8 protein-coding genes and 1 pseudogene are annotated in these 12,108 nt (G+C 72.5%); 4 read left to right on the top strand and 5 right to left on the bottom strand.

Annotated features, from left to right (window positions below):
* Positions 1-5: 5 nt before the first annotated feature.
* Positions 6-1,454, bottom strand: coding sequence for an MFS transporter (locus ACF1BE_RS02585; RefSeq protein ID WP_392197137.1), 1,449 nt, complete (start codon positions 1,452-1,454; stop codon positions 6-8).
* Positions 1,455-1,614: 160 nt separating this feature from the next.
* Between ACF1BE_RS02585 and dusB the strand changes: the two genes are divergently transcribed.
* Entirely contained in the window at positions 1,615-2,745 is a 1,131-nt protein-coding gene (gene dusB, locus ACF1BE_RS02580; protein ID WP_392197136.1) for a tRNA dihydrouridine synthase DusB, read from the top strand.
* Here the strand turns inward: dusB and ACF1BE_RS02575 are convergent, their stop codons facing one another.
* The gene (locus tag ACF1BE_RS02575) at positions 2,746-4,509 is read right to left on the bottom strand and encodes a CDP-alcohol phosphatidyltransferase (protein ID WP_392197135.1); all 1,764 of its coding nucleotides are present in this window, start codon (positions 4,507-4,509) and stop codon (positions 2,746-2,748) included.
* A 313-nt stretch (positions 4,510-4,822) separates the two neighbouring features.
* Positions 4,823-5,245, bottom strand: a complete 423-nt coding sequence (locus ACF1BE_RS02570; protein WP_392197134.1) for a MerR family transcriptional regulator — start codon at positions 5,243-5,245, stop codon at positions 4,823-4,825.
* Between the two features lie 55 nt (positions 5,246-5,300).
* Here ACF1BE_RS02570 and ACF1BE_RS02565 point away from each other — a divergent pair, with 55 nt between their 5' ends.
* Both ACF1BE_RS02565 and ACF1BE_RS02560 read left to right on the top strand, forming a co-directional pair.
* Positions 5,301-6,272, top strand: coding sequence for an SDR family NAD(P)-dependent oxidoreductase (locus tag ACF1BE_RS02565; RefSeq protein WP_392197133.1), 972 nt, complete (start codon positions 5,301-5,303; stop codon positions 6,270-6,272).
* A pseudogene (locus ACF1BE_RS02560) lies at positions 6,269-7,260 on the top strand (IS481 family transposase). The gene ACF1BE_RS02565 and the pseudogene ACF1BE_RS02560 overlap by 4 nt, the downstream one beginning before the upstream one ends.
* On the opposite strand, the gene ACF1BE_RS02555 reads toward ACF1BE_RS02560, so the two are convergent.
* Both ACF1BE_RS02555 and ACF1BE_RS02550 read right to left on the bottom strand, forming a co-directional pair.
* Positions 7,257-9,194 (bottom strand): glycogen debranching N-terminal domain-containing protein, encoded by a 1,938-nt coding sequence (locus ACF1BE_RS02555; protein ID WP_392197132.1) that lies wholly within the window; start codon positions 9,192-9,194, stop codon positions 7,257-7,259. The pseudogene ACF1BE_RS02560 and the gene ACF1BE_RS02555 sit on opposite strands and share 4 nt — an antisense overlap.
* Positions 9,191-10,624, bottom strand: a complete 1,434-nt coding sequence (locus ACF1BE_RS02550) for a hypothetical protein (protein WP_392197131.1) — start codon at positions 10,622-10,624, stop codon at positions 9,191-9,193. The genes ACF1BE_RS02555 and ACF1BE_RS02550 overlap by 4 nt, the downstream gene beginning before the upstream one ends.
* 120 nt (positions 10,625-10,744) lie before the next feature.
* Here ACF1BE_RS02550 and ACF1BE_RS02545 point away from each other — a divergent pair, with 120 nt between their 5' ends.
* Positions 10,745-11,965 (top strand): ROK family protein, encoded by a 1,221-nt coding sequence (locus ACF1BE_RS02545; protein ID WP_392197130.1) that lies wholly within the window; start codon positions 10,745-10,747, stop codon positions 11,963-11,965.
* Positions 11,966-12,108: the final 143 nt, after the last annotated feature.

The raw sequence follows: 12,108 nt of genomic DNA, 5'->3' as shown, positions 1-12,108 counted from the left end.
GTGTGTCAGCGGCGCGTGGCCCCCACCGGCTCGCGTGTCTCCGTCGGCTCCAGTTGGCCCGCCGTGCGTTCGGCCGTGCGGCGGGCCCAGCGGCCGCTGGTCAGCAGGCCGAGGACCAGGACGGCCAGGCCGCATCCGGCGAGAGTCCACCAGCCGGGGCGGGCGGCGGCGACGAACGTGTGCCGGTACGGCGACGAGCCGATGCCGGACGCCAGGACCGCGCCGATCACCGCGACGCCGAGCGTCTGCCCCAGCTGCCGGCTGGTGGAGGCGACGGCCGCGGCGACACCGGCCTGCGCCCGGGGCATGCCCGAGACCGCCGTGTTGGTGATCGGCGCGTTCACGAAGCCGAAGCCGATGCCGAAGAGGACGTATCCGGCCAGGCGGGTGGCGCCGGTGGTCTGCGCGTCGAACGCGGCGAACAGGACGGCGCTCGCGGTCATCGCCGTACCGGCCACCAGGAGGGGGATGCGGGGGCCGCGGCTGCCGACCAGGCGGCCGGACAGGGGTGCGCACAGGAACGTCGGCACCGCCATCGGGAGCATCCACAGGCCGGCGTGCAGCGCGTCGAGGCCGCGCACGTTCTGGAGGTACAGGGTGGACAGGAACAGGAAGCCACCCAGGGCCGCGAACGCGCTGATCGCGATCACGGTGGCCCCGCTGAACGGAGCCGAGCGGAAGAAGCGCAGGTCGATGAGGGGTTCGTCGCGCCGGGGCTCGTAGCGGAGCAGGGCCAGCAGGGCCACCACGGCGAGCACGGCGAACGGCGCCACCGTGCCGGCGCCCGCGTCCGGCGCCTCGATGATGGCGTAGGTCAGCGAGCCGAACAGGACGATCACCAGCAGCTGGCCGACCGGGTCGGGGCGGCGGGCCCTGGGCGCGCGGGACTCGGGGACGAAGCGGAGGGTGAGCAGGAGGGCGGCGAGGCCGACCGGGAGGTTGACCCAGAAGATCGCGCGCCAGCTCACCGACTGCACCAGCAGGCCGCCGACCAGCGGGCCGGCCGCCATGGAGATGCCGACCACGGCGCCCCACACGCCGATCGCGCGGGCGCGTTCCCGGGCGTCGGTGAAGGTGTTGGTGATGATCGACATGGCGACCGGGTTGAGCATCGAGCCGCCCACCGCCTGGACCATGCGGAACACGATGAGCAGTTCCAGGTTCGGGGCGAGGGAGCAGAGCAGCGAGCCGATGGAGAACACGACCAGGCCGGCCATGAAGACGCGTTTGCGGCCGATGCGGTCGGCGGTGGAGCCGGCGAGCATGAGCAGGGAGGCCAGGACGAGCGTGTACGCGTCGATCGTCCACTGGAGACCGGACGTGTCGGCGCGCAGGTCGCGCTGCATGGAGGGCAGCGCCACGTTCAGGGCGGTGTTGTCGAGGCTCACGATCAGCAGGCTCATGCAGCAGATCGCGAGCACGAGCAGACGTCGGCGAGGGCTCAGCTCGGGCATGCGCTCCATCGTACGCCGATTTCGATAGTGCGGCTAACTAATGAGCTATACATCATTTTCGGGGTGGGGAGAGGCCGGCGGCACCGGCGGACGGGTGACGCGCGCGGTGAGGGACAATGGGTGCTCGCCCTGTGCCGTACGTCCGTTCCGGAGCCCCGCGATGACCCACCCGCTGACCATCGGCCCGCACGCCGTCGTGCCGCCCGTCGTGCTCGCCCCCATGGCGGGGATCACCAACGCGCCCTTCCGCACGCTGTGCCGGGAGTTCAGCGGCGGCAAGGGCCTGTTCGTGAGCGAGATGATCACGACCCGGGCGCTGGTCGAGCGCAACGACAAGACGATGCAGCTGATCAGGTTCGACGCGAGCGAGCGCCCCCGCTCCCTCCAGCTGTACGGCGTCGATCCGGCGACCGTCGGCAAGGCCGTCCGCATGATCGCGGAGGAGGACCTCGCCGACCACATCGACCTGAACTTCGGCTGCCCCGTCCCGAAGGTCACGCGCAAGGGCGGCGGCTCCGCCCTCCCCTACAAGCGGAACCTGCTGCGGGCCATCCTGCGCGAGGCGGTCGCCGGTGCGGGCGACCTGCCGGTGACCATGAAGATGCGCAAGGGCATCGACGACGACCACATCACCTACCTCGACGCCGGGCGTATCGCCGTCGAGGAGGGGGTCACCGCGATCGCCCTGCACGGCCGCACGGCAGCCCAGCACTACGGCGGCACCGCCGACTGGGACGCCATCGCGCGCCTGAAGGAACACGTCCCGGAGATCCCGGTGCTCGGCAACGGCGACATCTGGTCGGCGCAGGACGCGCTGCGGATGGTGCGCGAGACGGGCTGCGACGGGGTGGTCGTGGGCCGCGGCTGTCTGGGGCGGCCGTGGTTGTTCGCGGACCTGGTGGCGGCGTTCGAGGGGCGCGAGGACTTCCGCCGGCCGGCCCTGCGCGAGGTGGCCGACGTCATGGTGCGGCACGCCACCCTGCTCGGGGAGTGGCTCGGCGACGAGGCGCGCGGTGTCATCGACTTCCGCAAGCACGTGGCCTGGTACCTCAAGGGGTTCGCGGTCGGCTCGGAGATGCGCAAGCGGCTCGCGGTGACGTCCTCGCTGGCGGAACTGCGGGCCGGCCTGGACGAGCTGGACCTCGGCCAGGGGTGGCCGGCCGGCGCGGACGGGCCGCGCGGCCGTACGTCCGGCAACAACCGGGTGGTGCTGCCGGACGGCTGGCTGAGGGACCCGTACGACTGCGCGGGCGTGGGCGAGGACGCGGAACTGGACACGTCCGGCGGCTGATCAGCCCTTCTTCGGGTGCGGTGTGGAGCCGTACGCCCTGAGGAAACGGTCCCGGAAGGAACTCATCTTCCACACCGGGGCGTCGTGCGCGGGCCGCAGCCCGTCGGTCCAGCCCCAGTCGGCGACCTTGTCCAGCACCTTCGGGTCCTTGGCGACGATCGAGACCGGCACGTCCCGGCTGGCGTGGTTGCCGCTGACCCGGGCGATGGGCTGGTGGTCGCCGAGGAACACCAGGACGGTGTCCTTGCTGCCGTAGCGCTCCAGCCACTGGGTGAGCGCCGTCACCGAGTACTGGACCGACTTGCCGTACTCCTCGCGGGATCTGGCGGTGTCGGCGATGACGTCCGCCGGGTCGTTGCCCGCCGCCTCGATGCCCTTGAAGACCGAGCCGTCACCCAGCCGGTCCCAGCCGACCATCTTCGGGATCGGTGCCCACGGCTGATGGCTGGAGGTCAGGATGAGCAGTGACATCCGCGACCTGCCGTCGGCCGGCCGCTTGCTGTGCACCCGCTCCTGGTACTGCTGGAGGGCGTACTGGTCGGGCATGGTCGACCAGCTGAACTTCGGGCCCCGGTAGCCGAGCTGGAAGGCGTTGTAGACCTTGCCGAGGCCGTACCACTTCTGCTCCGGCCACCCCTTCTGCACGCCCGGCATGACCCCGACCGTGTCGAACGCGCCGGTCTTCCGGAACGCCTCCGTCAGGCTGAGGTGGTCGCTGGCCATGACGGTGCGGTAGCGCTGCTGGTTGCTGATCCACAGGCCCGACATGGTGGTGGAGTGGCCGAGCCAGCTGCTGCCGCCGTAGGTCGCCGAGGTCAGCCAGCCGCTCTTCGCGTGGAAGCCGGCCCTGGCGAGGGCCTTGGTGCGGGTGTCGAGGGTCGCGTCGACGCCCGGGGCCATGACGGGGTCCTCGACGGCGCTGCGACCGTAGCTCTCGATGAACGTGAAGATCACGTCCTTGCCGCGCAGGTCGGGGACCAGCTGGCTGCCCGGGGTGTTCCCGAACGCGTCGACGCGGGCCACCTTCCGGAACTCCGCCTCGTCGTGCAGCGTGGCCGAGACCAGGCGGGCCTGGGCCTTCAGCGCGGTGGCGGTGCGGTCGGCGGCGAGCGGCACGCCGGCGACCTCCAGACCGAGTGAGGAGCAGGTGATCCAGACGACCCCGGCGACCAGCGTGCCGCGGGTCGCGGCGCCGGTGTGCCGGGCGAGCAGGTTGCTCAGCCGGACCATGGCCAGCGCCGGCAGCACGAGGAGGAGCAGGACGGCGACGATCACCCCGGCCACGGCGGCCAGGGTCGTCGTGCGGCCGAGGGAGTCCTCCAGATACGACTCCGCGTCGCCGAACAGCTCCCAGTCGAGGATCACGTTGAAGCCGCGCCCCAGGTACTGGTTGAAGCCCATGTCGAGGGCGTTCAGCACGGTCATCGCCCCGAGCGCGACCCCGGACACCGCCGCCAGCACCACCCGGGGCCGGCGCGGCAGCGCGAGCAGCACGGCGGCGCCGACGACCGCCTCGGCGGGAATCCGCAGGAACTTCGCGGGACCCAGCCCCACCGTCCTGTCGGGCATCACCAGCGCGACGACGACGAGGGCGGCGGCGAGCACCGTGACGGCGACGGACAGCGCGCGGGCGGCGGCCGGATGCTCCTCCCGCCACCGCCGCCGCCACGCCGACCAGAGGGCCCAGGGACGGCGGAAGGGGCGCGGGGCAGGTGCGGCCACCTCTGCGGCAACCGCCTCCTCGGCTGACTGGAGCGAGCTCATGCCCACCGTTACGGCTCACCGGGAAGCACCGTTCACGCCCGCCGGGCAAACACCTGGTCAACAGCGGCCGTAGCGGCTCGGGGAGACACCCGCACGCCGATGAGACCTAGGCCCTCTCGTTCGGATCATGCCGGGCTCGCGGGTCCTGGTGCCGCGCCTCGCCGCGTTGTCGTCGGTTGCCATGGCTCCGCCATGGCGCCCTCCTCCGCCGTGCGATGCACGGCACCAGGACCCGCTCCCTGATCCGGCCTGATCCGAACGAAAGACCCTAGATGTTGCGGGGTGGAAGGTTGCTGACGCTGCCGGTGAGGTTTCAGGTCGTGGGGTCCCAGAGTCCTTCGGCCTTGCCGCGGGCGAGGTGGTCGGCGTAGACGCCGACCTTCCAGGTGATGACGGACCGGCACTCCTCCAGTGCCTGGATCTGTGCGTCGACGCGCCGCCGGTGGGCTTCCAGAAGCTGCAGGCGTTCCGCCTCGTTTCCCGGACCGTGCCGCACCAGCTCGGCGAACTGCTTGAGGTCGGCCAGCGGCATCCCGGATTCCCGTAGCTTGACGCAGATCAGCAGCCAGTCGACGTCGAACGCGCTGTACCGTCGCCGGCCTCCGGAGGTTCGCTGGACCGGTCCGACGAGCAGTCCCTCGCGCTCGTAGAAGCGCAGCGCGTGGACGCTGAGTCCGGTCTGCTCGGCCACGTCGCCGATGCTCAGTGGCGTTGCAGGAGTCTCGGTGTCAGCCATGCGTCGCAGTCTAGGACTTGATCTAGACCTCGCTCTAGATCGTAGCTTCGACGGCATGACCAGCATTGATCAACAGCCGCTCGGCTCGCCCTTCTCCGCCACCAGCACTGCCGAGGACGTCACCGCGGGCCTCGACCTGTCCGGCACGAACGCCGTGGTGACCGGGGGCTACTCCGGGCTCGGCCTGGAAACCACCTGTACCCTCGCGGCCGCCGGAGCCCGCGTCATCGTTCCGGCGCGCCGGCCTGACATCGCGCGGGCAGCACTCGCGAATGTGAAGGGCTGCGAGGTCATCCCCATGGATTTGACCGACCTCGCCAGCGTGCGGGCCGCCGCCGCACACATCCGCGACTACCTGGCCAGGCTCGATCTGCTCATGGCCGTCGCCGGAGTCATGGCCACCCCCGAACGGCGCGTGGGACCCGGCTGGGAGGGCCAGCTCGCCGCCAACCACTTCGGGCACTTCGCCCTCGCCTGCGAGCTCTACCCGCTCCTGGCCGCCGCCGACGGTGCACGCGTCGTGGTCAACAGCTCCGCCGGCCACACCCTGACCGACATCCGCTGGCACGACCCGCACTTCCGCACCGGCTACGACAAGTGGCTGGCCTACGGCCAGGCCAAGACCGCCAACGCCCTCTTCGCCGTACACCTCGACACGCTCGGGCGCGGCGAGGGCGTCCGGGCCTTCTCACTTCATCCAGGCAAGATCATCACCGGGCTGCAGCGGGAAATGGCACTCCAAGAACAGATCGACCGCGGGTGGGTGGACGAGCACGGCAACGTGATCGCCACCGACTTCAAGACCCCCTCCCAGGGCGCCGCCACCGGCCTGTGGGCCGCCACCTCCCCTCTCCTCGCCGACTGCGGCGGCCTCTACCTGGAGGACTGCGACATCGCCGGCATCTCCGCCCCCGAAGCGCCCATGGACGACGGCGGCGTCCGCGCCTACGCCATCGACCCCGATGCAGCCGCACGGCTGTGGGACCTGTCCATCGCCGCGACCGGCACCGCCCCGATCATCCGATGACGACGCCACACCGCAACGCACCACTGACCATCGAAGGCCGACGTCGCCTCGTCGAACGCTGCCGCGCCCGCCCGATCGCGCACGTCGCCGCTGAGATGGGTATCTCTCGGGCGTGCGCCTCGAAGTGGGTCAACCGGTGGCGCCGTCATGGTGACCTCGGTCTGCTCGACCGTCCGTCGACCCCACACCACATCCCGCGTGCGACCCCGGCATGGGTCATCGAGAAGATCGAATCCTGGCGACGCCAGAAGAAGTGGTCCGCGCAGCGGATCACTTACGAGCTGGCCGAGCTCGGCTACACGGTCAACCGCCGCACCGGCTGGGACTCGGACGCCGCCGGTTCCTCGATCCGTGCGGAGCCAGCAACCGGACGCCAGGAAAGATCACCGCCCGCTGGCCCGGCCACATGGTGCACCTGGACGTGAAGAAGGTCGGACGGATTCCCCACGGTGGCGGCTGGCGTATCCACGGTCGCGACTCCAAACAGGCCAAGGCAGCAGGCCGCGCGAAGTCAGCGGGCGCGAAGCGTGGCTACGTATACCTCCACTCCGCCATCGACGGCTTCTCCCGGCTCGCCTATACCGAGCCGCTCGCTGACGAGAAGGGCGCCACGGCAGCCGCTTTTCTGGCCCGGGCGAAGGTCTGGTTCGCCGCCCACGGCATCAACCACCTCCAGCGCGTCGTCACCGACAACGGCGCCTGCTACCGCTCGCGCGACTTCGCCCGCATCATCGGCAACCGAACCCGGCACCAGAAGACCAAGCCCTACACGCCCCGCCACAACGGGAAGGTGGAACGCTACCAACGGATCATGGCCGAAGAGATCCTCCACGCCCGCGAGTTCACCAGCGAGGAAGACCGCGCTGCCGCCCTCGGCAACTGGAACATCCACTACAACTACCACCGCCCGCACAGCGGAACGGGCGGCCTGCCGCCCGCAGCACGCCTCAAGAACGGCGTCACCAACGTTCGGCCCTCCTACACCTAGACGCCACCGACCGCGGTCAGCAGAGCCAGCGGTGCCGCCGCCGAGCGGGCCTCCCGCACACACGCGTGCGGATACGGCACCGGCTCACCGCGGGTGTCCCGCCCGTACCCCGCCCACACCTCCGGCAGCCGGTGCCCGGTCGCCGCCGCCGCGTCGACCAGCGCGTGCGCGACCGTACGGGCCTCGTCGTGCAGCCCGTACCGCGCCAGCCCCAGTGTGATCAGCGCGTTGTCGTGAGGCCAGACCGAGCCACGGTGATAGGACAGCGGGTGGTACGCCGGCTGGCCCGCGGCGACCGTGCGCACGCCCCAGCCGGAGAAGAAGTCCGGCTCCAGCAGCCGCCGGCCCACCACCTCCCCGTACTCCTTGTCCAGCAGCCCCGACCACAGCAGGTGCCCGGCGTCGGACGCCAGCGCGTCGATGCGGCGGCCCTGCCCGTCCAGCGCGAGCGCCGGGAAGGAGTGCTCGCGCATCCAGAAGTCGCGCTGGAACCGGTCCCGGAGGTCGGCCGCCGCCTGCTCCAGCAGCGCCGCGTACGTCTCGTCGGCCCACACCCCGCGCGCCACCCCCGCCGTGCGGCGCAGCGCGTCGTACGCGTAACCCTGGGCGCCCGCCGCCATCACCGAGCCGGTGGGCCGGGTGCCGTCGGCGCAACAGATCGCGCCGGGGGAGTCCTTCCAGTTCTGGTTGGCGAGGCCGCCCTCGTCGGCGCGGTAGACGAGGTAGCCGCGTGAGGTGAGGCCGCCGTGGTCGAGCATCCAGCCGACGGCGGCGCGCGCGTGCGGCTCCAGACGCCGGGCCAGGACCGTGTCGCCGGTCCGCTCGACGTACGCGCCGAGCAGGATCAGGAACAGCGGGGTGGCGTCCACCGAGCCGTAGTAGCGGCCGTAGGGCACCTGCCCGAAGTGGGCCAGTTCGCCGTGCCGGACCTCGTGCACGATCTTGCCGGGCTGGGCCAGCGGGGAGATCCCACCACCGGTCGCCTGGGTGGCGGCCAGGGCGAGGAGCGTGGCGGCGGCCGGCCGGGGGCGGTAGGGCAGGGCGAAGAGGGAGGTGAGGAGCGCGTCACGGGCGATCAGGGTGAGGAACCAGGGGGCGCCGGCCGCCGGGACCCGCAGCTCCTCGCCGTCGGGCCCGCGCGCCGGGACCTGGAGCGTCGCCAGGTCGGCCAGGCCCCGCGCGCAGGCCGTCGCCAGCTCCGGCCAGCCGGTCGGGAAGGCGACCCCCTCCACGAACTCGCCCTGCAGCTCCCGGACCTGAGCGTGCACGGCGGCCGGGTCGCGGGGCACGCGCACGGCGCGCTTCTCGCCGTGCGGCCGGGCGATGACCCGCAGCACCAGCTCCGTCGTGCCGTGCGGTGCGAGACCGAGGGTCCACACCAGCCGGCGGGCGCCGGTGCCCGTCTCCTCCACGGAGTCGGGGGGCGGGTCGGCGGTGATCGTCGTACTGGACCGCCACTCGGCGCGCCGGTAGGTGAACTCGATGCCGTCGTCGAGGATCTCGCGGGAGCGTACGGCGCCGGCCTTGACGTAGGTGCGGTGGTCGGAGCGGAGTTCGAACTGGTCGGTGAAGTCGGCGTCGACGGTGAGCGCGAGCCGCACGGTGGTGGACACGGGGCGGTTGCTGGTCACCTTCACCGAGTCCACCAACGAACGGTCCCCGACGGCCTGTTCACGGAAGAGGGTGTGGGCCGGCGGTTCCTGCCGGCCGCCGCGCGGGACCAGCACGCAGCGGGCCGCGTCCCCGTCCGCGACCGGTGCGAGCACCTCGGGCACCGCGCCGTCGACGGTGAGCTGCCAGCGGCTGAGGTGCCGGGCGTCCCGGACGAACAACCCGTCCGGCACACACCCGCCCCGCACCCCGCCGATGTCACCCCGGTCACCCACGGCGGCGAACGTCGCACCGTGCACGAGCAGATGATGCCGTTCCGTCATCTCCGGTCCCCTCCCTTGTCACTGTTGTCGAACGCGCCGGTGCCCGTCGGGGACACGCCCGGCTCCGGGCGGTCCGTGGCCAGCAGGTCGAGCGCGAGCGCGGCGGTCCAGCTGAAGCCGGTCGCGCCGCAGGCCTCACCGGTGAACGGGTCGACGTACTCGGCGAAACCGGAGGCGCCGGCCAGCCGCACCACGGCCGCGCGCAGGGCGTCGGCCGCCGCCGTCTCGCCGTGCACCCGCAGCCCGCGCTCCACCAGCCAGCCGGTGTTGAACCAGGCCGGGCCGCGCCAGTACCGGTGCGGGTCGAAGGCCTCGCCGAGGAGGTCGTAGCTCGGCACGAGCCGGGTGCGGTCGCCGAACGAGAAGTGCGGCCCCCGCAGGGTGCGGACGAGCGCGGCGGCGATGTCCCGGGGCAGGCCCGGCAGCAGCAGCGGGACCAGGCCGGAGACACCGCGCTCGGCGACGAGGCCCCCGCCCCGCAGGTCCCGGCAGCGGAACATCCCGGCCCGCGGGTCCCACAGCCGGTCCACCAGCGCCGCCGTCAGCCGTTCGGCGCGGGCGAGGCGGGCGGTGCCGGCCGCGCCCAGTTCCCGGGCGATCCGGGCGAGGGCGTACTCGGAGGCGATGAGGAGCGCGTTGAACGACGGGTCCTCGACGGCGAACTCCCCGTCCTCCCGGGTGTATCCGCGGTCCCGGTAGTCGGCGGCCAGCCGCACGTACCGCCCGTAGTCCAGGTCCGTCGGCCGGTCCCCGGGCGCGCCGTGGTCGAGGTCGGCGCGGCGGAAGGAACGGGCCGGGGCCGGAGCGATCCGGGCGAGCGGGGCGTCCCAGCAGGGGCTGTTGTCCATGCCCTGCTCCCAGGGGTGGACGACGGACACCAGGCCGCCGCCGCCGAGGTCCCGCCGGTGCAGCAGATACCGGTGCCAGGCGGCCAGCCGCGGGTGGACCCGGGCCAGGAAGCCGCGGGCCCGGGACAGTACGGGGTCGGCGCGGTGCACCAGCCAGGCCGCCAGCGCGTGCACGGGTGGCTGCACGATCCCGGACGTCTGTACGGTGCGCGGGGCGCCCGCGGCACGCCCGGCCGTGGCGGAGCGCCAGAAGTCGGGGCTCGGGAAGTACGCGTCGAGCGGTACGGAGGGATTGAACACGATGTGCGGGACGCGCCCGTCGGCCCACTGGGCCGCCAGCAGCGTCTCCAGCTCGGTCTGGGCGCGCAGCGGCGAGACGTGCCGCAGTCCGATGGCGATGAACGCGGAGTCCCAGGACCACTGGTGCGGATACAGGTTGCGGGACGGGACCGTCGAGCCGCCGGTCCAGTTGGCGTCCAGCACCCGGGCCGCTGCGACGTGGGCGGCGGCCGCCACGCCCGGCGGATCGTATGCGGTCACGCCGGGCGTGGGACAGGCTGTGAGCTGGGCAGTGCGATCCACTCGGGGCTCCCCGAAGACGTCCGGCCGACCGGGTTTGGCTACGGCTACCGCAGGGTTACGTCTATTTAACACGCAAAACCCAATATGTAAGGGAAGCTTGATGAACACAAGGGGGTGCGCATGACCGGGCGGGCGGGACGGACGGGCAGGGGCGCGGGGCAGGCCAGCTCCGGCGACATGCTCGAACTGGTGCGCAGCGGACGGGCCGTGACACGGGGTGCGCTCCAGCAGGCGACCGGACTGTCCCGGGCCACCGTCGGCCACCGCCTGGACCGGCTGTTCCGGGCCGGCTGGCTGCGCGAGGGCGCCGGCGGCCCGGCCGGCTCGCCGCTCGGCGGACGCCCCGCCCTCACCCTGGAGTTCGACGACTCCCACGCGGTCGTCCTCGCCGCCGACCTCGACACCCGGCACGCCCGCGCGGCCGTCCTCACCCTGACCGGCGAGCTCCTCGCCGAACACTCCGGCACGCTCGCCGTCGACGACGGCCCGGAGGCCGTCCTGGGCGAACTGGGCCGCTGGTTCGCCCGGTTGCTGTCCGGGACCGGGCACCGGGCCGGGGAGGTCTGCGGCATCGGACTCGGCGTACCCGGCCCGGTGGACAGTGAGACCGGCCGGGTCGTGCAGCCCCCGATCATGCCGGGCTGGGACGGTTACGACATACGTGGCCGGCTGTCCCGGGCCTTCACCGAGCACACCGGCGCCCACCCGGTCCCGGTCCTGGTCGACAACGACGCCAACCTGATGGCGTACGGCGAACAGCGCGCCGGACACCCCGACTGCACGGCCTTCGTTCTGGTCAAGGTGTCCACCGGCATCGGCGCCGGGGTGGTCGTGCACGGCTCGGTCTACCGGGGCGTGGACGGCGGCGCCGGCGACATCGGGCACATCCGGGTGGGCACCGACACGCTGTGCCGGTGCGGCTCGTACGGCTGTCTCGCCGCCGTCGCGAGCGGTGGCGCCGTGGCCCGCCGGCTCGCCGCGTCCGGGGTGCCGGCCGCCTCCGGCTCGGACGTACGGGACCTGTTGGCCGCAGGCCATCCGGAGGCCGCCGCGCTGGCCCGGGAGGCCGGGCGCCGGGTCGGGGACGTGCTGGCGACCGTCGTGACGCTGCTCAACCCGGGGGTTCTGATGATCGCGGGTGACCTGGCAGGGACGCCGTTCGTCACCGGCGTGCGCGAGCTGCTCTACCAGCGGGCGCTGCCCCGCTCCACGGCCCGCCTGGAGGTCGTCACCTCCCGGCTCGGGGAGCGGGCCGGGCTGCTGGGCGCCGGCGCGCTGGTGGTGGAGCACCTGTACGCGCCGGAGCGGGTGGAGGAGCGGCTCACGGCGATGGGCGTGTGACGCGGGGGACCGGCGGGGCACGGCCCGTCCGCGACCGGGTCCGCATGGTGGAACGGGCCGCCGTGTGGCAGCGTGATTCTCGCCACCTCTGATAAGAGTTGCGCTCACATGAGCGGATCATGCGCGGTTGCACTTCTCCAAGG

This window comes from Streptomyces sp. NPDC014991 (assembly GCF_043080665.1).
In the GTDB taxonomy this organism is placed as follows: domain Bacteria; phylum Actinomycetota; class Actinomycetes; order Streptomycetales; family Streptomycetaceae; genus Streptomyces.
The sequence above is the reverse complement of the archived record's forward strand: the minus strand, read 5'-3'. Positions and strand labels throughout refer to the sequence as shown.